The sequence below is a fragment of the Pseudomonas sp. MF06569 genome, from assembly GCF_059862735.1.
Genome location: NZ_JCBCUZ010000029.1, coordinates 34,311 through 57,888 on the forward strand (window position 1 = coordinate 34,311; position 23,578 = coordinate 57,888).

Here is a 23,578-nt window from a genome sequence, read left to right on the forward strand (position 1 = left end):
CGCGCCGTCATCTAGGTTTGGTTGGAAGATATTCTTCCGGAGAGGAATCATTTGATGCGCGCTTTTCTATTGCTCTTTCTGTTATTTCCAGTGCTAGAGCTGTACGTCTTTTTCAAGGTCAGCACCGCTATCGGGTTTTTCCCTGCGTTGCTGCTGATCATTGCCGGCTCCATGCTGGGTGTTCTGGTGGTTCGCGTTGCAGGTCTGGCCACTGCGCTCAGAGCGCGCGAAAGCCTCAATCGCGGCGAACTGCCTGCCCAGCAAATGCTTGAAGGCCTGATGCTGGCCCTGGGTGGCGGCCTTCTGGTGCTGCCAGGCTTTATCAGCGATGCAGCCGGTCTGTTGTTGCTGTTCCCGCCGGTTCGTCGTTTCCTGGTCAACCGTCTGCGCAAGCGTGCAGAAGAACAAGCCATTCGCCAGCGTGCGTTTGCTGATGACTTCGAGGCGGCAGCTCGCCCTCGATCCCAGCAGCCTTTGGGGCGTGAGCCCAATGTGATCGAAGGCGAGTTCGAGCACCGCGACAAATAAGGCTTTGGCGTTATCAACACGGCACCTTGGGTGCCGTGTTTGTTTTTCGGTCAGGCACAAGGTTAAAAATTTCATGGGCGTGCCCTTGTAATAAGTGGATGCGCCCTTATGTAACGGACACCGCAGGGTTTTACTGGCAACAGCACATCCCTTCAGCGAATAGCACCCGGCATTTCCGGATTTGCAAACCCCGCCGGTATTGACACCGGCCGATGAACACCACAATTAGGAGAGATCGACAATGAAGCTTCGTCCTCTGCATGACCGCGTCGTAATCCGTCGCAGCGAAGAAGAAAAGAAAACCGCTGGCGGTATCGTTCTGCCGGGTTCTGCTGCCGAAAAAGCCAACAGCGGTGAAATCCTCGCTGTCGGTACTGGCCGCGTTCTGGACAACGGTGAAGTACGTGCGCTGGCCGTGAAAGTGGGTGACAAGGTTGTGTTCGGCCCTTACTCCGGCAGCAACACTGTGAAAGTCGACGGCGAAGACCTGCTGGTTATGGCTGAGAACGAGATTCTCGCTGTAATCGAAGGCTGATCTCCCGCTCCTTTTCCCGTTACTACAAAGTATTTAAGGAAGAACGAACATGGCTGCTAAAGAAGTTAAATTCGGCGACTCCGCCCGTAAAAAAATGCTGGCCGGTGTAAACGTCCTGGCTGACGCAGTAAAAGCGACCCTGGGCCCTAAAGGCCGTAACGTGATCATCGAGAAGAGCTTCGGCGCTCCGACCATCACCAAAGACGGCGTTTCCGTTGCCAAAGAAATCGAGCTGAAAGATCGCTTCGAAAACATGGGCGCGCAGCTGGTTAAAGACGTTGCCTCCCGTGCCAACGATGACGCTGGTGACGGTACTACCACTGCAACCGTTCTGGCTCAATCGATCGTCAACGAAGGCCTGAAAGCCGTCGCTGCCGGCATGAACCCGATGGACCTGAAGCGCGGTATCGACAAAGCGACCATCGCCATTGTCAAAGAGCTGAAATCCCTGGCCAAGCCATGCGCTGACAGCAAGGCGATCGCTCAGGTAGGTACCATCTCTGCCAACTCCGACAGCTCCATCGGCGACATCATTGCCGAAGCCATGGAAAAAGTCGGTAAAGAAGGCGTGATCACTGTTGAAGAAGGCTCGGGCCTGGAAAACGAACTGTCTGTTGTTGAAGGCATGCAGTTTGACCGTGGCTACCTGTCCCCGTACTTCGTCAACAAACCAGAAACCATGACTGCCGAGCTCGACGGTCCGCTGATCCTTCTGGTCGACAAAAAGATCTCCAACATCCGTGAACTGCTGCCAGTTCTGGAAGCTGTTGCCAAAGCCGGTCGCCCACTGCTGATCGTATCCGAAGACGTTGAAGGCGAAGCCCTGGCGACTCTGGTTGTGAACAACATGCGCGGTATCGTGAAAGTCGTTGCTGTTAAAGCACCTGGCTTTGGTGATCGTCGCAAGGCAATGCTGCAGGACATCGCTGTTCTGACTGGCGGTACCGTTATCTCCGAAGAGATCGGTCTGAGCCTGGAAAGCGCTACCCTGGAACACCTGGGTAATGCCAAGCGCGTTACCGTAACCAAAGAAAACACCACCGTTATTGACGGTGCTGGCGTTGAAGCTGACATCCAGGCTCGTGTGACTCAGATCCGTGCTCAAGTGGCTGATACCACTTCGGACTACGACCGTGAAAAACTGCAAGAGCGTCTGGCCAAGCTGTCTGGCGGCGTAGCAGTGATCAAGGTTGGCGCTGGCTCTGAAGTAGAAATGAAAGAGAAGAAAGCCCGCGTTGAAGACGCCCTGCACGCAACCCGTGCAGCCGTTGAAGAAGGCGTGGTACCTGGCGGTGGCGTGGCACTGGTTCGCGCTCTGCAGGCAATCGCTGATCTGAAAGGCGACAACGCTGATCAGAACGTTGGTATCGCATTGCTGCGTCGTGCTGTTGAAGCACCTCTGCGCCAGATCGTTGCCAACTCCGGTGACGAGCCAAGCGTAGTTGTCGACAAAGTTAAGCAGGGTTCGGGTAACTACGGTTACAACGCAGCCACTGGCGAATACGGCGACATGATCGAAATGGGTATCCTTGACCCGGCTAAAGTGACTCGTTCGGCTCTGCAAGCGGCTTCGTCGATTGCCAGCCTGATGATCACCACTGAGGCGATGATCGCTGAGATCCAGGAAGACAAACCAGCTGGCGGCATGCCAGACATGGGCGGCATGGGTGGTATGGGCGGCATGATGTAAGCCAGCCTTACCCCGATACGCAAAAGCCCCGCCTGAGTCATCAGGCGGGGCTTTTTTGTGGCTGGTCGTTATCTGGCAAGTATTGAGAAAAGTACACGTCTGACACTGTGCGTCGTTCGCCATCGCGAGCAAGCCCGCTCCCACTTCAGACCCTGTAAGCATCCGGTCTTGGGTTTACCCCAAAACCAGTGGGAGCTGGCTTGCCTGCGATGGTATCAGCCGCAGGTTGACTGACATTTCGCGTCGCCCCAAGCCCGCTCCCGCAAAAGCGATGGTTTACCGCTGGGAAAGCTGCACCGGGGTTCCCTGCGTTGGCTTCCAGCCCAACAATTGCTGTTTATAGCCGTGGCTGGCGCCCTGGTAGTAGGCAATCGCCCGTTCAATCAACGGATCGGTCGCCGGTACGCGGGACTCAACACTGGTGGTCAACGCTTCGTCGTGACGACGCAGGCCCTGACGCGGGCTGAGAATGGCCAGGTCTTTACCGTCAAACAAACCCAGGTGCTGGTAGTTGCCCACTACCACCCGTGGTGGCAACGGATTGTCCTGGAGCAGGTTGCGACCGAAGAAAGTCGACTGGTAGTCCAGGTTCAGCAAGCCGAGCAAGGTTGGGGCAAGATCGATCTGGCTGGCCAGTTGCGCGTTTTCCCGCGCTTCGATCAGTTTGGGCGCATAGATAAACAGCGGGATCTGATAGTTGGTGATCGGCAAGTCTTCCTTGCCCGCACTGCCTGCCGTGTGATCGGCCACGAACACAAAGATCGTGTTATCGAACCAGGGTTTTTTGCGCGCTGCGTCCAGGAATTGGCCGATGGCGTAGTCGGTGTACTTCACTGCGCCGTCGCGACCATTACCCGACTTGATGTCGATCCGGCCTTCCGGGTAGGTGTAGGGGCGATGGTTCGAGGTGGTCATCAGTTGCAGCAAAAAGGGTTTTTGTTGCGCATAGTCTGCATCGGCCAGCTTCAGGGTTTCGCGGTACAGGTCTTCATCAGCCATGCCCCATGCGTTCTTGAAGTGGATATCGGCTTCATTCACGCTGCTTTGGTCAACCACGCGGTAACCGTTGCCGCTGAAAAAGGCGTTCATGTTGTCAAAGTAACCGCGTCCGCCATAGACGAACACGCTGTCGTAACCCACACCTTTAAGCTGCTGGCCCAGGCTGGCAAAACCGCTTTCACGGCCGATGCGCTTGACGATGGAGCGCCCCGGCGTCGGCGGAATGGCCAGGGTGATGGCTTCCAGGCCGCGGTCGGTACGGGTGCCGGTGGCATAGAAGTTATTGAAGTACAGGCTTTCTTTGCGCAGTTGATCCAGATTTGGCGTCAGGTTGCGACCATCGCCGTTGCTGCCCAGGTATTTGGCGCTGAAGCTTTCGATCGTCACCAGCACAATGTTGGGCTGACGCGCAGTGCCCGGATTGTCGATATTGCGACGGATATCCAGCGGGTCCTGGCCAACAAACGTAGCGTTGGGCTCCGTCAACTCTTTGCGCAATTGTTGGGCCACCACGTCGGTCGGCAAGCTGGCATAAAACTGCTGGTAATCCAGCTCGTTGTTACGGAACGCGGCGAAGAACTGATACGGGCCATTGCTTGCCAGTTCATGCTGATAGGCATTGCCACCCTGACCCCGTGGGCCGTCCTGATCGAGCAGTTGCAGGCTCAGGCCAGCTACCAGCAACAGGCTGGCGAAGGCAGCGATGCGAGAGCCAAAGGTTGGCAGCGGAGCATTCATGGCCGCGTTGAACGGTTTGCGCAGAACAAGGCTTAACACAATGGCAGTCAGGGCAATGGCACTGAGCAGTATGCCAATGGGGTAGGACTCCAGTACGTTGTTCAGTACTTCATCGGAATAGACCAGATAGTCCACGGCGATAAAGTTGAAGCGCACGCCGAACTCATCCCAAAACAGCCACTCGGCGACGGCCGTGAACAATATGGCAAACAGACTGACGGTCAGCAGGCCTTGCAGAAACCACTGATGGCCTCGACGACGCCACAGGCCGGGCGGGCACAACAGCAGGTACAGCCCCAGAGGCAGGGCGGCATAGGCCAGAAAGCCGAGGTCATAAAGCAAGCCAATGCCAAACACCGGAAGCCAGTTGTTACCAGCCTCTCCCAGGTGGGTGACCAGCAGAACGCCTCGGGTAATTAGAAAAGTCGCCAGCCAGCAGCCAGTCAACAGAAGGAGGTAGCGCATTGGCGCAGTGTGCAGCAGACGCATTGTTGTTTTTCCTTAAACGCGAGGGTGCGGGAGTGTGCGGGCGCCACTGTATTGAGTTTGTGAACCGATAGTAAAAAAAATGTCATTTTTGCAGATGCGACAACTAAATTGTCTGTGCGCCCTGCGGTGCTGGCCCTGCGCGGTTCTTGGCCTTAAGCTGCGCGGGCCAAGACGGCTGTAACTGTGAACGGAGAGAATACCCATGCGAATTCTATTGGTTGAAGACAACCGCGATATCCTCGCCAACCTGGCGGACTATCTGGGGCTCAAGGGCTATACCGTTGACTGCGCCCAGGATGGTTTGTCAGGTTTGCACCTGGCGGCCACTGAGCACTACGACCTGATTGTGCTCGACATCATGTTGCCGGGTATCGACGGCTATACCCTGTGCAAGCGCCTGCGTGAAGACGCTCGTCGCGATACGCCGGTGATCATGCTGACTGCCCGCGACCAATTGGACGATCGCCTGCAAGGCTTCAAGTCCGGTGCCGATGACTACCTGCTCAAGCCGTTTGCCCTGTCCGAACTGGCGGCGCGGATCGAGGCGGTATTGCGTCGCGCCCAAGGCGGAGGTCGTCGTGAGTTGCAGGTCGCGGAGCTGCGCTACGATCTCGATACCCTCGAAGTGACCCGTGAAGGGCGTTTGCTCAAGCTCAACCCGGTAGGTCTCAAACTGCTCGCGGTATTGATGCAAAAAAGCCCTCACGTGCTGCGCCGCGAAGTTCTGGAAGAGGCCCTTTGGGGCGACGACTGCCCAGACAGCGACAGCCTGCGCAGCCATGTGCATCAATTGCGCCAGGTGATCGACAAGCCTTTCGACAAGCCTCTGTTGCAAACCGTGCATGGTGTGGGCTACCGCCTCGCCGAGCTTCGCGATGGAGTTTAAGCAAAGCCTTTCCCAGCGGATCATCATTGCCTTTGCCTTGATGAGCGCCCTGGTGGCAGGGACATTTGCGGTGGGCATTATCGCCACCGTGCATCTGGTCGAAGAAAAACTCATATCGGCCGGTCTGGGCGGTGATTTGCAGCGCCTGTTGCTGATGGACAACGGCGCAGAGTGGAACCACAGGCCTAAACCAAGTCAGCTGTTTTATTTCAGTGGCGGGCGTGGCGATTTTGCTTTGCCCAAGGACCTGCGCCATCTGGACCCGGGATTCCATGAGGTATTTCGCGATCAGCTGTCGTATCACGCGATGGTTGAAGTGGTCGATGGTCGGCGTTATGTCCTGCTGCAAGACCAGAGCGATTTTGAAGAGCGTGAGCGCGTGCTGTTTGCTGTGGTGGTGGTCGGTTTTGTCCTGGCCCTGGCATTGGCCGTCTTCCTGGGCTGGACGCTTGCACGTCGCGTAATGGCGCCGGTGGTGCGTCTGGCGCGTCAGGTTCGCCATCGAGATCAACTGCTGGGGCTGGCCCCGCCCCTGGCCCCGGACTATGCCGCCGATGAAGTGGGCGAGCTGGCCGTGGCGTTCGACGCTACCCTGGGTCGCCTGCGCGACACCCTGACCCGCGAACGTCTGTTTACCAGTGACGTAAGCCACGAATTGCGCACCCCGCTGATGGTATTGGCCAGCTCCTGCGAACTTCTGCTGGAAAGCCCGTCACTGGATCAGCGCAGTCGCTCACAGGTCGAGCGCATATCCCGTGCGTGCGAAGAAATGCGTGAACTGGTGCAGACCTTCCTGATGTTGGCCCGTGCGCAACATGAAGATGCCAGCATGTCGCCCACGGTCACGCTCACCACCGTGGCCGAAGGCCTGATCAGCCTGTGGCGAGAGCCCATCGAGGCAAAAGGCCTTGAATTGATTTACGAACCCGGCAATCCGCTGGATACGCGCTATAACGCGACCTTCCTGCACGCGGTGATGGGCAACTTGCTGCGCAATGCGTTGCACTACACCGATAAGGGGTTTATCCGGTTGACCCTGGAGCCCAGCGGGTTTGTGGTGGAAGACAGCGGCGTTGGGATTCCGGAAGAAAAACGCCAGGCCATGTTTCAACCCTTTGTGCGCGGCAGTGAAAAACGTGGCGAAGGGCTGGGTCTGGGGTTGTCGCTGGTGCAGCGAATCTGCGATAGCCAGGGCTGGCGCGTGACCCTCACCACAATGGAGCCAAACGGCTGCCGTTTTCGCGTCGAGCTCGGCCCGCCCGACGCCTGAAGTCCTTTCCGCGGCCTGCGTTCTGCAGGCCGCTTTACGTCATGGTTGATTCGTATATGGCCCCGCGCCAGTATTTGCGCGATGTAAAACCCTGCAACATTTGTGTAGGACGCATAGACGGAATTTTCACCTGATGATGACCTGACGCTTACGTTCTCCTGAATAAGGTAGCGCCTATATGCTTCAGGAGCACCGTCATGAACCCCATCATCAAACTCAAGTTCTCAGAAAAGTATGACCAGCAGCACGCGGCCGAATACCTGATCAAGCACCAGGATGGTCTGGCTCGCCGTCTCTCGCACAAGCGCGATGAGCAACTGGCCCGCCGCGCTCTTCACCTGGCAGGTGAACCTCGGGTTGTCCTGGATTTGCCCTGTGGCGCCGGGCGTTTCTGGCCGTTGCTGGCGCAAATGCCTAACCGGGAAATCATTGGCGCCGACAACTCGGCCTCCATGCTGGAGGTCGCGGCACTGGCGCAACCGGCCGAGGTGGTGAAACGGGTACGGCGCTTGCAGACGTCTGCATTTGAAATAGATATGCCGGACAACTCCGTTGACAGTATTTTTTGCATGCGTCTGCTGCACCATATTGGTGATGCAAGTCACCGGATGGCTCTACTGCGCGAGCTTCATCGTGTCAGCCGGGACAGTTTGATCATTTCGCTCTGGGTGGACGGCAATTTCAAGGCCTGGAAACGCAAGCGTCTTGAGCGTGAGCGCGCTGTGGAACAAGGGCAGGAGGGTTACCAAAACCGCTTCGTGTTACCAGCTGTTACAGTGGAGTCTGAGTTTAAAAAGGCTGGTTTCGTCATTCAGGATCATTTGGACTTTATTCCGCTTTACGCGATGTGGCGGGTTTACGTACTAAGAAAGAGATAATTCATGACCGTTGATTTTGTACAGCAATCCCCCTCTGCGACTGAAGACCGATTTGAGTTTTACTGGAATCAAAAAGGCGAATGGGTTGAAGAGCCCAACCAGCGTCGCGGTGGCGAGAGTGGTGTACAACGCATTCACGATGCCAACGAGCGTTTGCTCTATGTAAAACGTCAAGTAGGGCACACCTACCGCAGCTGGCGCTATCCGTTGGGTCGCCCGACGGTATTGCGTGAACGCGATGCGTTACTGGCCATGAACCGGCTATCGGTTGGCGTGCCAGAGTTGGTGTACTGCGGGGCCCGGCAAGGGGCAGACAAGCAGTGGCGAGCATTGCTCGTAACTGTCGCTCTGGACGGCTTTGTTGAAATCGACAACTGGTATGCCGCTGGCGAGCGTGAGCGTTGGGGGGAGGCGGTACATGATCGTGTACTTGAGGCCATTGGCCAGACCCTTGCGCGCATGCATCTGGGCCGCTGGCAACATGGCTGCCTGTACGCCAAGCATGTGTTTGTGCGAGTGACAGGGCAGGGTGAAAACCCACAGGTAGAGGTGGCTTTGCTGGACCTTGAAAAAAGCCGGCAACGACTGACTGCTCATAAAGCAGCCTCCCACGACCTTAAGCAGCTTCGCCGCCATTCGTCGTGGAACGCCACGGAGTGGGACAGACTGATCTACTTTTATAAGACGGTGTTTGGCAGCGCCATCAAAGGTTTACGGTGATGAAGCGAGAAATAGCACGAAGTTTGTTTCTGCTGGCAGCTCTGGTCATTGCTGGCGTGGCAGTGGCCGCATGGGAACAGCCAGTGACCCAAGTGTTAAGTGGGCCCCCGACAGGGGCTCACTGCCCGCTGCCGCGGGTAGTGAAAGTGGCAGTAGCGACAAAGCCCGATCACGATCTGCTGCTGTTTATGTTTGGAATGAGCCAAGGGATGAAGAAGTAGGACGGCGGGTAAAAATCCCTGTAGCAGCTGCCGAAGGAACGAGGCTGCGTCCGACTGCGCAGCCTTGTGCTATTCGTCAACTGCTACAGGAATTTGTGTCATCTGCTACATCACATGCAGATGGTTGTCCCACAGCCCGGACGGTAGATCCAATGGCTTGGCGCTCAGATCGCTCTGACGGCAATCATAGAATCGGCAACGGCCCTGGCCGGACGTCACCACAAACCCATCCTGTACCGCACCCACCCCCGCACAGTCCGGCAACGGCGCATCCAGACGCAAAGCACCGCTGTCCAGATCCCACACGAAAAATCGATTGCCCCGCGGAGCGGTCAGCGCAACCAGCCGCAATTCACTGTGGACCGCGACACTGGCCGTGTAATGGCCCATGGCACGCAGTTGCTGCTCGGCCACCGGGAAGGGCTCAAATGGCTGGCCAGGACGCTTGATGGCCAACAATTCGGAAAGCTCATGGGCGTCGCCCATGAATTGCTGGCAGGCGACGATTGTGCCGTCACTGGCGATGCCCAAATGGCGCACGCTGTTCATCTGCTGGCTCAGGGTTTCCTTGCTGAGCAAGGTGCCGTCGCGTTGCATCAGCACCAGGCTGGGCTCCATCGCGTTCAGGTTCATCTCGACCCGGCTTTCGGCTTCGGTGCGAATGCCGCCGTTAGCCACCACCAGCGTTTCGCCGTCAGGCATCCAGGACACTTGATGCGGACCCACGCCGTGGGTAGGGATTTCGCCACTGTGGACCAGACGTTCGCCCTCAAAGCGATAGACCCCCAGCAAGCCACGGCCCGGGTCAGTGGTGTCGTTTTCGGTGGTGTAGAGCCACTCGCCATCTTTGTGGATGACTGCGTGGCCATAGAAGTGACGGTTGGGCAGGGAGGTCAGTGTTTGCAGCAACTGCCCGTCTGCGAGGTTGATCAGGTAGCTTTCGGTGCCGGGGCGCCGTGCTACAAACAACGCAATGGGCAGCGTCGGGTGGTTGATGATGTCATGGCAGCGCTGGCCTACCTGCGTGCTAAAGACCTGAGTGCCATCCAGGCGATAACCGACTGCAAAGTGATTGCCGTCCACATCGTCGCGGGCACTCAAGAGCAAGGGACTACGGTCTTTTTGCTTGAACAGGGACCAACCGCCCAGCGTGATCGCGCTGAGCAGTAAACCGCCGAGCTTGAGAGCTTGCCTGCGCATCATCGAACCCTCCTTCATCAATCGCCGTCGTTGGCGTTAAAGCCCAGCTGGATACCCAGCGCTTTGGCCAGCTCGCCTTCGTGCAGGCGGTGAACCACGTTCAGGCTGTCATAGATAGCGTTCAGTTGAGCGCGCCCGGCGTCGTCTGCCAGCAGCTCATTGAGTGTGCGCTGGTTGTCATTGAACAGCTTGAGCGAGGTTGCATAGGCCGCATCGATCTTGTCAGCCAACGGTTTTTGCTCGGCAGGCAACAGGCTGCGCAACCCTTTGTTGTCGACACCCGCCCACACGCTCTGAGCGGCAGATAGGCTGGCGGCCAGGCTTTTGAGCGATGACTCGCTGCGCCACGCATCAGCCTGGAATGGCTGCGGAATGCCCTTGCTCTGACGGCCCATTGGGGTGCCGAGTTTTTTCTTCAGGGTATCGAGGGCCGTGACCTGTACACGCAGCACATCTGCAATGGCTTCGTGGGAGTCGGCATAACGCTGGTTAGGGAACTTGCTCATTTGCGCGAGCATGCCATCGGTGCTGTTCCAGCTGGCCAGGATTTCTTCGGCCAGTTGCTTTTGACGTTCGCCAATGGCGGTCAGCAGCGGGCAGTAGCGCGCTTTTTGCGAATCGTCAGCGAGGTTGATATTGCTGTCGAACAGAATGTATTCGTAAGCCGACAGGCCTTGCACCACAACGCTGGATTTGGCCAGGGCTGCTGCATCGATCTGTGGCTGGGCAATGACCAGTTGCTCAACCTGACGGCCGACCAGATTCTTTTTGTCTGGCCAGAACTGTACCTGCCACGAACGATTGCCTTCGGCCAATGGCCCGATCAGCAAAGGCTGCAGCTCGGCCCAGGCTTTTTGCGCATGCAGAAAGTCGGCTCTGGCAGTCTCCAGGTTTTCCTTGCCTTGGCAGTAAGCCAGTGCGCTGACGGCCAGTTGGCGGTCGGCTTCAACCCAGCGGCTGTACGTCGGCAAGATCACTTGCTTGGCGATGGCTGCCGAGGTGACGGCCTGCGGGTCTTGTGGTGAGCATGCGGCCAGGGCGATAGCGGCAAGGCTGGTGAACAACAGCTTGGGTCGAAACATGTCGGGGTCCCCGATCTTGTAAAGCGTTAAAGAGAGTTCAGGAACGCCAGCAACGCAGCGCGCTGCTCGGCATTAAAGCGTAAAACCTGCTGCTTGGCCGATTCGGCTTCGCCGCCATGCCAGAGCACGGCTTCCATCAGGTTGCGAGCACGTCCATCGTGCAAAAACTGAGTATGACCACTCACTGCCTGGGTCAAACCAATGCCCCATAACGGTGGCGTGCGCCAGTCGCGGCCGGTGGCGGCGAACTCGGTGCGGTTGTCGGCAAGGCCGGGGCCCATGTCGTGCAGCAGCAAGTCGCTGTACGGGCGAATGACCTGATTGGCCAGTTCGGGCTCGGCAGCGTTGGCGGATGTAGTGAACGCAGGGGTGTGGCATGAGGCGCAGCCCGCCTGGAAGAACAGGTTTTTACCGGCCAGCACCTGGGGCGCGCCGACATCACGGCGGGCAGGTACGGCCAGGTTACGGGTGTAGAACTCCACCAGGCGCAGGATGTTGTCGCTGACCTCGGGTTCGCCATCAGGGCCGTTCCCGTTGGGCGCTTCGAGACAGGCGGTTTGAGCCTTGGTGCAATCATCGAAGGGTCTCAGGGATGTCGTGAGCCCCATATCACCAGAAAAGGCGTGAACATTTTGTTGATTGAGGTTCGGTTGGCCCGCTTTCCAGCCAAATCGACCCAGAACCGTCTTTTGCTGCGCGTCATCCCACACCCAGTTGGGGCGCCCGGCGATGCCGTCACGGTTTTTGTCCTGTTCATCGGCATTGGCCAGGATCGCCTCGTTCGGGATGGCTTCGAGCAGCCCCAGGCCTATCATCGGTGGCGCAATGCGAGCCGAAAAACGTGTGTCGGGGTGCATTGGGCCATAACCCAGCTGGGTGATCTGCAGCGTGGGTTTGCGCAATTCGACTTCAGTGCCGTCCTTGAAGCGCACGGTAACGGGTTCGTAGTCGACCCGTACCTTGCCCTCGGGAGCTACGCCGGGTACGGACATGTCCTGCAACTGACCGCCATAGACCGGCTCGGGGACGATACCGGCCTGCTCGATGAGCGTGGCGTAAGCGGGATCGTTGGGGATCGATAACCGAACCAGCATCGACACGGAGTTCTTTGCGCCGGGCGCTGGCGGGTGGCCGCGGCCATCCTTGATGTGGCAGTTTTGACAGCCATTGGTATTGAACAGCGGGCCCAGGCCATCACGTGCGGTGGTGGTGGACGGTGCTATGACCCAAGGGCTGCGAAAGAAACTGTTGCCGACGCTGAAATCCAGACGCCGGGTGGGCGAAAGGTTGGCCGAGGGCATGGAAAACGCATTGTGATCGGTTTTACGCACCGTAGCAGCCCCGCCGGAGCGGGCTTCGCCTGGCTCGGGTTTGGTAAAGCGCGGGGCATCATCACAACCGCCAAGGCCAAAGGCCAGTAGCAGCAGGGACAGGCGAAGAGGCAACGAAGGCATCAAACGTCCAGATCAGTGAGCTAAATCGAGGGCGCAAAGTTTATCAGGGAAGGTGAATTGAAATAAGAGGGATTAGCGTTTGGATTGATATGTGGCAAGCAAGCTCATGGGAATGGGCTTGCTTGCGATGGCAGCCAGTGCGGTCTGGAGGTTAAATCCTACATGGCATGGTAATACAATAGGTATTTCCCACGGAATAATCAGAGATGAACGATATAAGGTATTTTCTTTGAATACTATGCTCTCCAAAAAACGGAGCAAAATATGAAAATACTTATAGTCGTGTTCATAGTGGGTGCGATTTCTGGTTGTGCAAATGGCCAGTTATTACCTAAAGCGTACAGTCCGGAACTTGCTTATAAGTGTCAGACAGATCCGTATGGTGATTATTGTCTGCACCCGCCAGCGGCAATCAAGAATTAATGATTTCGTAAAGGGTAGGCCAAGATTGGGGGCTGGTGAGTTAAAACTCCCATAGTGTGAAGGGCACTCCGTCAGGCAGTATATTGATCACTTTGAATGTTCTTTTTGGCATGCGACCTGGAGTAAATCCAAACCGAGCCCAGCGCAAATTTCCCGAGCGTTGATCATAGATGACCAGATTCCCATCGTTTTGCATGACCATACACGCGTTGTACCAGAGCGATTTATCAGTGCTGTGAGTGCTTTCAGCTATCCACAAGCGTCTCCTGGAAGGATCATAGAGAAAACCACTGTTGCTGATGACGAAATGTAGGTGTTCACGCATTTTTTTGCGCTGTAAAGTTTTGCTGTAAACTTGATTGCTATCGGCGGTCCAGACAACAGTTTCACCCTCTTTAATAACCAAGTTTCCATCGAATTGTAGTATCAATCGGAAGCGTTTGTTTTCGGACGTAAGATATTGTCCTGGTGACATGATTTGATTTGGCGGCAGCAAGGGGGTGCCGCTGGCTTGGAAGGGAGTGTAATTAATAGTCATGTTGTTCTCGTTCAATAAGTTGTTGGGCTTTTATTGAATCAAGTTCAAGGATGGTGATGGCTATGTATATGTATTGTTTACAGAGGTATTAGCATTAGACTGTAAATGCATTAGCGTCATATCTGTTTTGCAAAAGCACTTCTGTATAAGGGCGAAACCCACAAAAAAGGCGACCCGAAGGTCGCCTCATTGTTCACTCACTCAAACCCTGCAGATCAAAACTCGTGATCGGCGTTGTCCGGGTTCAGGTCGCTGATGCCCAGCTTGCCAGCGGCTTGCTCGATGGCACCGGTCTGCTTGACCAGGGCTGCAATGGCATCACGAACCACCTGGTTGCCCGCTGCGTTATCCGCTGCGATCAACTGGTCGTAGTGCTCGCCCTTGTTGGCGCGGTCAACCATGACCTGGATCTTGGCTTCTGTGTCGGCCAGATCGGACTTCAGTGTCGCGTCTGCAGCCGGGTCAATCACAACCACCAGCGACGACAGGCTTGGGCCGGTCATTTTAGTACCGTCAGCGCGCAGGTACTCGCCCAGGTACACGTTACGAATGCCCTTGGCATCGTAGAAGTGCGAGTTGTGGGTGTTGTCGCTGAAGCAGTCCTGCTCGTCTTCAGGGGAGTTGGCTTCCAGTGACACTTTCATACGCTCGCCGGCCAGTTCGCCCAGCGACAGGCTGCCCATGCCGAACAGCATTTTGCGCAGACCGTTTTGTACCGGCTCGGCTTCAAGCGTGGCGCGGTAGTTGTCGGCAACGTTGGGTGCCCAGTTGCCGACCATTTCGTCGAGGTCGTTAACCAGCAGTTGGGTCACGGCTTTCAAGTAAGCGCGACGGCGTTCGTTGTGGCCGCCAGTTGCGCCTTCGCCTTCCAGGTAGTCGGAAGCAGGGCGGTTGCCTGCACCCGGGCCTGTGCCGTTGAGGTCCTGGCCCCACAGCAGGAATTCGATTGCGTGATAACCGGTAGCCACGTTGGCTTCGGAACCGCCCAGCTCGTTCAGGCTGGCCAGGGTTTCCGGAGTGATTTCGGTGACGTCGACCTTGTCTTCGCCGATCTGAATCTGGGTGTTGGCGATGATGTTGGCGTTGGCACCCGGGTTGCCCAGTGCGCCTGCATAGTTGGCGTCAACGTAGTCGATCAGGCCTTCGTCCAGCGGCCAGGCGTTAACTTGGCCTTCCCAGTCGTCAATGATGGTGTTGCCGAAGCGAAACACTTCGCTCTGCAGGTAAGGCACACGGGCTTCAACCCATGCAGCGCGAGCGGCTTTCAGAGTGTCGTCGTTGGGCTTGGCCAGGAACGCATCGATAGCGGTTTGCAGTTTTTTGGCAGTGCTTTCAGCATCGCTGTACACGGCGTGAACCATGTCGGCGTAATGCGCAACGACGGCCTTGGCGGCAGCTTCGTCGACTTTGGCTGCGCTGATGTCAGCGGCTGGCGTCGCGGTGCTGGTGGCGGCTGCTGGCGTAGGGGCTGCGGCGGTTTTTTCCTTGTCCTTGTCGCCACAACCGGCGAGTGAGATAGCAATGGCCAGCAGACTGGCGGTTGCCAGAGGCATACGAATCATGGCGAAAATCCTGCTTCGAGAGGTGGGACAAGCGTGCGGCTGCACGCGAAACTGCCACATAATGCGAAAGATATGCATTTTGTGTAAAGAGATACTGTTGGAAATATTTCTTATTTACCGCAGGCCGCACCGGGTCTTTGCCGATTTTTGAAATATGGATTTACATATTGGCGGCCTTGTCACGTTTGGCCTGCTTCAGATAAGCGACCAACTCCCGCGAGCCAAGGGGTTTGCTGTACAAATAGCCCTGGCCTTCATGGCAGCCTTCGCCGATGACGTAGGCTTCCTGATCAATGGTTTCAACCCCTTCGGCAATCACCTGCATGCCAAGGCTTTTACCCAGCTGGATGATGGCGCGCACGATAGTGGCATCGTCGCCGTCGTCGATCAGGTCCTGAACAAAGCTTTTATCGATCTTGATTTTGTCCAGCGGCAGGCTTTTGAGGTAACTCAATGACGAATAGCCGGTGCCAAAATCATCAATCGCAATCAACGCGCCGGAGCGGCGAAGGCTCAGCAGGTGTTGGGCGGCGGTGCTGATATCTTTCATCAGGCTGGTTTCGGTGACCTCCAGTTCCAGGCTGCGCGGCGGCAAGCGGTGGCGCTGCAGGAGGTTGTTGACCACTCGCGGCAGTTCGACGTGGTGCAACTGCACCGTGGACAGATTGACCGCCATGCGCAGTTCACTGAAGCCTTGATCATGCCATTCGCGCAGTTGGCGGCAGGCTTCGTCCATTGCCCATTCACCGATGGCAATGATGCTGCCGTTTTTCTCGGCCAGCGGGATAAACAGATCGGGCGGAACCAAGCCGTGTAGCGGGTGCCGCCAGCGCAACAGGGCTTCGACGCCGACCACCCGGTGGTCGCTGTAACGAATTTGTGGCTGGTAGACCAGGGAGAGCTGGTTGCATTGCAGGGCTTCACGAAGGTCTTTTTCCAGCTCGCGCATACGCCGCATCTCGCGGTCCACGCTGGCAATATAAAACTGATAGCGGTTGCGCGAGTAACTCTTGGCCAGCGTCATGGTTTGCTCGGCTTTTTGCAGCAACTTTTCAGTGGTGTCGCCATCTTCGGGAAACAGCGTGATACCGATAGTGGCGCGCAAGCGGATGTTTTGCTGGTCAAGACAGAAGGGTGATTCAAGGTTATCCAGAATGCTCTGGGCCAGTTCGGCAGCTTCGTAGGGCTGTTCGATATGGGCCTGAATCAGCGCAAACTGATCGCCACCCAGGCGTCCCAGAGCGCCCAGGCTTCCACTGTGGGCGCGCAAGCGATCGGCCAGGGCCTGCAGCAGTTGATCGCCCGCTTGATAGCCGAACTGCTCGTTGATGCCTTTGAAGTCGTCCAGCCCCACGCAAAGCACAGCGACGCGGCGTTGCAAACGGCCAGCATCAGTGAGGATTTTGCCTAATTGCCCCTGCAGCTGCTGGCGATTGGGCAGGCCGGTCAGAAAGTCATACTGGGCCATGCGCAGCAAGGAACTTTCAGCTTCGTGACGCAAACGGTTGTTGCGTTCAATGGATGCGAGCAACTGGTTGGAAGTGTTGACCCAAACACCCAGTTCATTGTGCTCGTGACCTTTGAGCAGGGGGATCACGTGCTCGCTGGGGCGGTCCGGATTAATACTGGTCAGGTGTCCGATGACTTTGGAAAGCGGCTTGGTCAGCAACCACTGATACACCGAATACAGCACCAGCCCCATCAGCAGGGCACGCAACAGTCCGGAGAACAGCATGACCGCTGAATCGGCCAGTAACCCTTCGCCATAACTGGCGGTGTCGAGCGTGATGCTCAGGTCGCCGTAGTACTCGCTGTAAGGTCCCTTGCCTACTAGAGGAATACTGAACGTGTGCTCCTGACCCAGAATCATGTCAGTCATCCAGCGGCTCGATGAGTGTTGCAGCGCCCGTGATTTTTCGGCGAGGGCCGTCTCATTGGGATGGCCGATGGACGCGTTGCGCACGGCTCCATCCTGGAACATGCCTTCGATGACCTGCATGGCCATGTCGCGGTCCAGGCTATAAAGCGCTTGAGTCGACGGGTCGCGAAACATGTCCAGGATACGTCCGGCATCTACCGTGACGGCTTGTCGAACCCTGTAGGCGTCAAAGACAATTTGCGCGCAGCTCAATACTCCACCTACGACCACTGCTGACAGCAGTGCGATGCGGAGCAACTTCAGTGACAAGCTGTTCTTGAATTGCAGCTTCAAAGCACTTTTCCCTGTTCCTTGCCGGTATTGCCTGTGGCCTTGTAGGTGGACGATTCACGACAGGTGCGAAAGCAATAAATACACAACGCTCACAATCGCTACTGTGTCGGTATTTTCACTTCGAACTTGAGGTGCGCTATTAAAATACACAACGCTTTCATACTAGCTGGCCCGGACTCGGCGAGCGGCTCTTTTGAAACTTTAAATCAGACCAAAAAAAACCCGGCAATGCCGGGTTTTTTTACCTGGAGTCAGGCTCAGGCAGTGAAGGCTTTACCTTCGAACTGCTCAGCGACGAACTTCCAGTTAACGAGGTTCCAGAACGCTTCAACATACTTCGGACGAACGTTGCGGTAGTCGATGTAGTAAGCGTGTTCCCAAACGTCGCAGGTCAGCAGCGGGGTGTCGCCGCTGGTCAGCGGGTTGCCGGCGCCGATGGTGCTGGCCAGGGCCAGGGAACCGTCAGCTTTCTTCACCAACCAGCCCCAGCCGGAACCGAAGGTGCCGATGGAGGTTTTGCTGAATTCTTCTTTGAACTTGTCGAACGAGCCGAAGGCAGCGTTGATGGCATCTGCCAGCGCGCCGGTTGGTTCGCCGCCGGCGTTTGGCGCCAGGCAGTTCCAGTAGAAGGTGTGGTTCCAGACCTGAGCGGCGTTGTTGAAGATACCGCCCGAAGAGGTTTTAACGATCTCTTCCAGGGTTTTGCCTTCGAACTCGGTGCCTGGCACCAGGTTGTTCAGGTTCACGACGTAGGTGTTGTGGTGCTTGTCGTGGTGAAACTCCAGGGTTTCTTTGGAGATGTGCGGCTGCAGGGCATCGTGTGCGTACGGCAGCGGCGGCAATTCGAAAGCCATGATGATTCTCCTAATCAGGTCAGTTGCGATGAGCGCAAGGCCGATCACGGGCGGCCAAACACGCGCCGATGAGTTTTTACTCTTTGCGGCGCAGGGGCTGGATCATAGCACCGGGGTGAAGGCATAACCACGCGACAACTGTGTGGGATAGACGTTTCAGCACTTTTGGCGATGTTTTTGTGACCTGCGCGCAGGTTCAGCCAGAGACGATCAACTGCACCGCCACCGCATACATCATCACCGCCACCAGCAGGTCCAGCACACGCCAGGTATTTGGCCGTGCCAGCCACGGCGCCAGCCATGCGGCGCCCAGTGCCAGGGTGAAAAACCACATCAGCGAAGCACTCGCCGCGCCCACGACATAGGCCCCTGGCACGCTTTGCTGCGCGCCGAGCGAGCCAATCAGCAAAACCGTATCCAGGTACACATGGGGATTGAGCAGGGTGACGGCCAGCGCGCTGAGCATCACGGCCTTGAGCGAGCGTGCAGTCTGGCCGGCGGATTGCTCAAGGCTCGACTTGGCGAACGCTCGACGCAGCGCCTGCGTGCCGTACCACAGCAGGAACACCGCGCCACCCCATCGCGCCACGCTGAGCAACAACGGGTTCTGCGCCAGGAGGGTCGCCAGGCCGAAGACCCCGGCCGCCACCAGCAGGGCATCGCACACCACACAAAACGCGGCCACGGGCAGGTGGTGTTCACGACGCAGGCTTTGTGCGAGAACGAATGCATTCTGGGTGCCGATGGCCATGATCAGGCCGAACGCGACCAACAGGCCATTGAGGTAGCTTTGCCACATAAGAATTACTCGTCGTGTGCAGGCGGGAGAGGGTTGTTGCTGGCTATTGTCCGGCCCTTGGATGTATAAGAAAAACCAATATTGCTGATCGCTCATTAGGAAAACTGATGTTCGACTATAAATTGCTCTCGGCCCTGGCCGCGGTAGTAGAACAAGCCGGGTTTGAACGGGCCGCTCAGGTACTGGGGTTGTCACAATCGGCCATCTCCCAGCGCATCAAGTTGCTGGAAGCGCGCATCGGTCAGCCGGTGCTGATCCGCGCCACGCCACCGACGCCGACCGAGATTGGCCGTCGCCTGCTCAACCATGTGCAACAAGTGCGCTTGCTGGAGCGTGATCTGCAAAGTGCAGTGCCGGCGCTGGATGACGAGGGGCTGCCCGAGCGCCTGCGCATTGCCCTGAATGCCGACAGCCTGGCCACCTGGTGGGCACCGGCGGTGGGTGATTTTTGTGCCGAGCAGCACCTGTTGCTGGACCTGGTGGTTGAGGATCAGACCGTTGGCCTCAAACGCATGCGCGCCGGTGAAGTGGCTGCCTGCCTGTGTGCCAGTGAGCGGCCGGTGGCCGGGGCCCGTAGCGTGCTGCTGGGCGCCATGCGCTATCGGGCACTGGCGAGCCCGGCTTTTATTGCACGGCATTTTCCTGAGGGTGTGAGCCCGGCGTTGCTGTCAAAAACGCCAGCCCTGGTGTTTGGCCCGGATGATTTTCTGCAACACCGCTACCTGGCCGCACTGGGCGTAGACGGTGGATTCGAACACCATTTGTGCCCGTCCTCGGAAGGGTTTATCCGTTTGGCCGAGGCGGGTCTGGGATGGGGGCTGGTCCCGGAGTTACAAGTGCGCGAACAGCTTGAATGTGGACGTCTGGTGGAGCTTTTGCCAGATAAACCCATCGACGTGCCACTGTACTGGCATCATTGGCGTAATGGCGGACAACTGCTGAGTCAACTGACTGAGCATTTATCTCGTTCCGCGTCACGGTGGTTAGTGCCTTTGGCCTGATAACCGGCGTTTAAAGAGCAAGCAGCAAGAATTACAGCATTTGGAGTGATTGATGAAGATTCTGGTCACCGGCGCGAGCGGCTTTATCGGGGGACGCTTCGCGCGCTTTGCCCTGGAGCAGGGCTTTGACGTGCGGGTCAGCGGGCGACGGGCTGAGGGTGTTGAACACCTGGTGCGGCGTGGGGCTGAATTTATCCCGGGTGATTTGACCGATGGCTTGCTGGTGCGTGACCTGTGTGTCGATGTCGACGCTGTGGTGCATTGTGCTGGCCATAGGGGCGCCTGGGGGCGTTATCAGGACTTCCACCGTGACAACGTGCTGGTGACCGAGAACGTGGTTGAGGCCTGCTTGAAGCAGCGGGTGCGCCGCCTGGTGCATTTGTCCTCTGCATCCTTGTACTTCGATGGCCGTTCCCACATCGACCTCACCGAAGAACAGTTGCCCAGGCGTTTTCGGCACCCCTATGCCGCGACCAAAAACCTGGCGGAGCAAAAGGTGTTCGGTGCCCAGGAGTTCGGCCTTGAAGTGATTGCACTGCGTCCGCGGTTTGTCACGGGGGCGGGGGATATGAGCATGTTCCCGCGCTTGTTGAAAATGCAGCGCAAAGGTCGCCTGGCCATCGTGGGCAACGGCCTGAACAAGGTCGACTTCACCAGTGTGCAAAACCTCAACGAGGCGTTGATGAGCAGCCTGTTGAATACGGGTTCGGCCTTGGGCAGGGCCTACAACATCAGTAATGGCACGCCCATCCCGTTGTGGGATGTGATCAATTATGTGATGCGCCAAATGAACGTGCCGCAAGTAACCCGTTATCGCGGCTACGGCCTGGCCTACAGTCTGGGCGCGCTGAGCGAAGTCGGCTGCAAGCTGTGGCCGGGCCAGCCCGAACCGTCACGTTCGCGTTTGGGGGTGCAGATCATGGACAAAGACTTTACCCTCGACATCAGCCGTGCCCGGCATTACCTGGACTACGACCCCAAAGTCAGTCTGTGGGCCGCACTGGATGAGTTCTGTGGCTGGTGGAAAGCTCAGGAATCGCCGTACCGATAAATGCTTGTAACTGAGCGCTATTTTTGAAGGTTTACCATGCGTAACGATGCCCGCGACGACTTTGAACATGTCCCGACCTTGCGCGCCGATGCCCATGATCATGATGAGCTGGCGCCCACGGACGCTGCTCGTGAGCGCACCACGGTTTATTCACGCAATACACCGGTGATCAAGGTCAAGGGTCCGAGTACCGGGCCTTTGTGGACGTTGATCTGTGCCTTGCTGCTTGCCGTGGGCGGGCTTGCCTGGTGGAGCTTTCAGCAGATCTCGCTGATGGAGCAGCAACTGGTGGCGACCCAGGAAAGCTTTGCCCGCATCAGTGAAGATGCGGCGGGGCGGTTGCAGGCCATTTCCGGCAAGGTGGTGGCCAGCGAGTCGAGCATCAACAATGGCAGCGAAGCCCTGAAGTTGCAGATCAAGCAGCTCGAAGAGCAGCTTCTTGAGCAGAGCAAACGTCAGCAGGGTGTTGTGGCGGGGCAGCAGGGCGAGCTGGATCAGCGCTTTGAGCAGATCAATGCGGCGATGGTGCTGCAGGTGACGGCGCAAAAAGAAACCCAGGCCAGGCTCGAAGCCGAGTTGAAAACGTTGGGTGCTGAGTTGTCGACGCTCAAGGCCGGTGTCGCGCAACAGGCTGTAGACGTGGCGGCCCTTAAAAAACAAGGTAATCCGAGTGTGGCGCTCGAGCGTCTGGAACAAGACATGATCGTGCTCAAGAGCGAACTGGAAAACCGCCCGGCACCTGCCCAAGGCGCCAATGCAGCGGAGTTTGACGTGTTTCGCGCCCAGATGACGCGCAACATCAATACCCTGCAAAGCCAGATTCAGAACTTGCAGAAGCAGATCAGCGCCCGCCCGTAAATCGCAACACTGAACGTGTGGGAGCGGGCTTGCCCGCCCCCACACGTCCCACTACTTCGCCTTGTCTTCACGCCCACGCAGCACCTGATTGGGCATCGCCAGCGCTGCAGCCAGCCCCAGCAACGACACCGCCGCGCTGATGGTCAGCAGGTGGCGGAAAGTCAGCAGCAGTTCTGCCCGCAGGTTATCCAGCGCGGGGCCCTGGACCGCGTTCAGGCTGTCGAGCAACACATTCCCCGAGCTGCCTTCACCGATCAAGGGCTGCCCCATGACCGGTGACAGTATCGAGTCGTGCAGCAACGCCAGCAGCAGGGCCGACATCAAGGCGACCCCCATCGCACCGCCCAAGGCGCGAAACAGATTGGTGGTGCTGGTCGCCACGCCAATGTCTTGCTGCTGCACCGAGTTCTGCGCGCCCACCAGCGAGGTTGGAAACTGCATGCCCGAAGCGATCCCGCTGAAAAGCATGAATACGGCGCTCAACAACTCTGCGCTTGGCGGGCTGAAAGCCATTCCGAGGATGGACAGGGGCATCAGCACGGCACCGGCTAAAATCATCGGTTTGTAGTGTCCGGTGACCGAAGTCCTGCGCCCGGCAAAATAGGCCCCGATCGGCAAGCCTATGGCCAGAGGCAGCAGGTGCAGGGCCGCGCTGTCGGCCCCCGCGCCGGTGATGCTCTGATACCGCAACGGCATGAGCACAATCAGGGAAATGGCCTGGAAGCTGGTGAAAAATACTGTGCACCAGCACAGCACCGCATTGCGATTGGCAAACAGGTGCATGGGCAGCAACGGTTCAGTCGTGCGACGTTCATGCCACACAAACAGCCCCAGCGCGATCAGTGCAACCGCCAGAAACCCGGCGACCTGATCATCGCGCCAGCTATGGCCCTGACCGATAAACGTGATGCTCAGCAGCTGCGACGTCAGGCCCACGATCATCAGCATCGTGCCCAAGTAGTCAATAATCGGTTTGCGTTGCGGGACAGGTAGCCCGACCAGCGTGCGATAGGAGATCCACCAGGCTGCGAGACCCAGGGGCAAATTGATTAAAAATACCCAGCGCCACGACAGGTACTCAGTCATGTAACCGCCCAGTACCGGCCCCGCGACGCTGGCCAGGGCATACATGCTGCTGAAGTAGCCCTGATAGCGACCTCGTTCGCGTGGTGGAACAATGTCGCCGATGATCGCCTGGCTCACCGATATCATCCCGCCAGCACCAATCCCCTGAATGATCCTTGCCAGGACCAACTGCTCCATGTTCTGCGCGAGCCCGCAAAACAGCGAGGCGAGGGTAAAGAGCCCCATGCCGAACAGCATCAGGCGCCTGCGCCCGTACAAGTCGCCGAGCTTGCCGTAGATTGGCACGGCCACTGTCATGGCCACCATATAGCCCGAAATCACCCACGCGAGCTGGCTGACATCCTTGAACTGGGCGGAAATGGCGGGCATGGAGACGGCGACAATGGTTTGATCCAGCGCCCCCAGGAAAATCGCCAGCATCAGGGCGATCAGGATGCTGCGAATATCAGGCTTGGTCTGGGGCGGCTGATTCAAACTGGTCACGAAAACACCTTTGGGCGGCAA

21 protein-coding genes are annotated in these 23,578 nt (G+C 57.5%); 11 read left to right on the forward strand and 10 right to left on the reverse strand.

Features of this window, described 5'->3' with window-relative positions; genetic code table 11:
• Positions 1-54: 54 nt before the first annotated feature.
• The 3 genes from AC19YQ_RS21030 (at position 55) to groL (ending at position 2,753) form a co-directional block, all read left to right on the forward strand.
• Entirely contained in the window at positions 55-528 is a 474-nt protein-coding gene (locus AC19YQ_RS21030; RefSeq protein ID WP_019827818.1) for an FxsA family protein, read from the forward strand.
• Between the two features lie 241 nt (positions 529-769).
• Positions 770-1,063: a co-chaperone GroES gene (locus tag AC19YQ_RS21035; RefSeq protein WP_019827816.1), complete on the forward strand. Its 294-nt coding sequence runs from the start codon at positions 770-772 to the stop codon at positions 1,061-1,063.
• Between the two features lie 49 nt (positions 1,064-1,112).
• On the forward strand, positions 1,113-2,753 hold the full coding sequence (gene groL, locus AC19YQ_RS21040; RefSeq protein WP_095038382.1) for a chaperonin GroEL: 1,641 nt from the start codon (positions 1,113-1,115) through the stop codon (positions 2,751-2,753).
• A gap of 276 nt (positions 2,754-3,029) precedes the next feature.
• On the opposite strand, the gene AC19YQ_RS21045 is transcribed toward groL, so the two are convergent.
• On the reverse strand, positions 3,030-4,979 hold the full coding sequence (locus AC19YQ_RS21045; protein ID WP_500595856.1) for an LTA synthase family protein: 1,950 nt from the start codon (positions 4,977-4,979) through the stop codon (positions 3,030-3,032).
• A gap of 202 nt (positions 4,980-5,181) precedes the next feature.
• Here AC19YQ_RS21045 and colR point away from each other — a divergent pair, with 202 nt between their 5' ends.
• The 5 genes from colR to AC19YQ_RS21070 all read left to right on the forward strand — a co-directional run bounded on the left by colR (position 5,182) and on the right by AC19YQ_RS21070 (position 8,954).
• Positions 5,182-5,865 carry a two-component system response regulator ColR gene (gene colR / locus AC19YQ_RS21050; RefSeq protein ID WP_019827811.1) on the forward strand — a complete coding sequence of 228 codons (684 nt, stop codon included), beginning with the start codon at positions 5,182-5,184 and terminating at the stop codon, positions 5,863-5,865.
• Complete coding sequence (locus tag AC19YQ_RS21055; protein ID WP_133075799.1) at positions 5,855-7,135, forward strand: sensor histidine kinase; 1,281 nt, start codon at positions 5,855-5,857, stop codon at positions 7,133-7,135. The genes colR and AC19YQ_RS21055 overlap by 11 nt, the downstream gene beginning before the upstream one ends.
• Before the next feature lie 197 nt (positions 7,136-7,332).
• Positions 7,333-8,013 (forward strand): class I SAM-dependent methyltransferase, encoded by a 681-nt coding sequence (locus tag AC19YQ_RS21060; protein WP_133075798.1) that lies wholly within the window; start codon positions 7,333-7,335, stop codon positions 8,011-8,013.
• A 3-nt stretch (positions 8,014-8,016) separates the two neighbouring features.
• A complete protein-coding gene (locus AC19YQ_RS21065; protein WP_133075797.1) occupies positions 8,017-8,733 on the forward strand; it encodes a lipopolysaccharide kinase InaA family protein in 717 nt (238 codons plus the stop codon).
• Complete coding sequence (locus AC19YQ_RS21070; RefSeq protein ID WP_500595857.1) at positions 8,733-8,954, forward strand: hypothetical protein; 222 nt, start codon at positions 8,733-8,735, stop codon at positions 8,952-8,954. Before AC19YQ_RS21065 ends, AC19YQ_RS21070 begins: the two co-directional genes overlap by 1 nt.
• Before the next feature lie 105 nt (positions 8,955-9,059).
• On the opposite strand, the gene AC19YQ_RS21075 is transcribed toward AC19YQ_RS21070, so the two are convergent.
• From AC19YQ_RS21075 to AC19YQ_RS21110, 8 genes are all read right to left on the reverse strand, one after another.
• Positions 9,060-10,157, reverse strand: a complete 1,098-nt coding sequence (locus tag AC19YQ_RS21075) for a DUF1513 domain-containing protein (protein ID WP_500595858.1) — start codon at positions 10,155-10,157, stop codon at positions 9,060-9,062.
• Positions 10,158-10,171: 14 nt separating this feature from the next.
• On the reverse strand, positions 10,172-11,236 hold the full coding sequence (locus tag AC19YQ_RS21080; RefSeq protein ID WP_133075794.1) for an imelysin family protein: 1,065 nt from the start codon (positions 11,234-11,236) through the stop codon (positions 10,172-10,174).
• A 26-nt stretch (positions 11,237-11,262) separates the two neighbouring features.
• Positions 11,263-12,690, reverse strand: coding sequence for a di-heme oxidoreductase family protein (locus AC19YQ_RS21085; protein ID WP_339473744.1), 1,428 nt, complete (start codon positions 12,688-12,690; stop codon positions 11,263-11,265).
• Between the two features lie 463 nt (positions 12,691-13,153).
• Positions 13,154-13,651: a lectin-like bacteriocin LlpB gene (gene llpB / locus AC19YQ_RS21090; RefSeq protein WP_500595859.1), complete on the reverse strand. Its 498-nt coding sequence runs from the start codon at positions 13,649-13,651 to the stop codon at positions 13,154-13,156.
• Between the two features lie 215 nt (positions 13,652-13,866).
• Positions 13,867-15,213, reverse strand: a complete 1,347-nt coding sequence (locus AC19YQ_RS21095; RefSeq protein WP_133075792.1) for an imelysin family protein — start codon at positions 15,211-15,213, stop codon at positions 13,867-13,869.
• 160 nt (positions 15,214-15,373) lie between these two features.
• Positions 15,374-17,425, reverse strand: coding sequence for a putative bifunctional diguanylate cyclase/phosphodiesterase (locus tag AC19YQ_RS21100; protein ID WP_500595860.1), 2,052 nt, complete (start codon positions 17,423-17,425; stop codon positions 15,374-15,376).
• 257 nt (positions 17,426-17,682) lie between these two features.
• On the reverse strand, positions 17,683-18,279 hold the full coding sequence (locus AC19YQ_RS21105; protein WP_019827796.1) for a superoxide dismutase: 597 nt from the start codon (positions 18,277-18,279) through the stop codon (positions 17,683-17,685).
• A gap of 196 nt (positions 18,280-18,475) precedes the next feature.
• On the reverse strand, positions 18,476-19,078 hold the full coding sequence (locus AC19YQ_RS21110; RefSeq protein ID WP_133075790.1) for a LysE/ArgO family amino acid transporter: 603 nt from the start codon (positions 19,076-19,078) through the stop codon (positions 18,476-18,478).
• Positions 19,079-19,185: 107 nt separating this feature from the next.
• On the opposite strand from AC19YQ_RS21110, the gene AC19YQ_RS21115 reads away from it, so the two are divergent.
• Genes AC19YQ_RS21115 through AC19YQ_RS21125 form a run of 3 tightly spaced genes read left to right on the forward strand, consistent with a single transcriptional unit; the run spans position 19,186 to position 21,988 of the window.
• On the forward strand, positions 19,186-20,079 hold the full coding sequence (locus tag AC19YQ_RS21115) for a LysR family transcriptional regulator ArgP (RefSeq protein ID WP_339473746.1): 894 nt from the start codon (positions 19,186-19,188) through the stop codon (positions 20,077-20,079).
• A gap of 52 nt (positions 20,080-20,131) precedes the next feature.
• Positions 20,132-21,130, forward strand: a complete 999-nt coding sequence (locus AC19YQ_RS21120; RefSeq protein ID WP_500595861.1) for an NAD-dependent epimerase/dehydratase family protein — start codon at positions 20,132-20,134, stop codon at positions 21,128-21,130.
• Positions 21,131-21,166: 36 nt separating this feature from the next.
• The gene (locus AC19YQ_RS21125; protein ID WP_339473747.1) at positions 21,167-21,988 is read left to right on the forward strand and encodes a coiled-coil domain-containing protein; all 822 of its coding nucleotides are present in this window, start codon (positions 21,167-21,169) and stop codon (positions 21,986-21,988) included.
• Positions 21,989-22,039: 51 nt separating this feature from the next.
• Here AC19YQ_RS21125 and AC19YQ_RS21130 read toward each other — a convergent pair whose 3' ends face one another.
• On the reverse strand, positions 22,040-23,557 hold the full coding sequence (locus AC19YQ_RS21130) for an MDR family MFS transporter (protein WP_500595862.1): 1,518 nt from the start codon (positions 23,555-23,557) through the stop codon (positions 22,040-22,042).
• Positions 23,558-23,578: the final 21 nt, after the last annotated feature.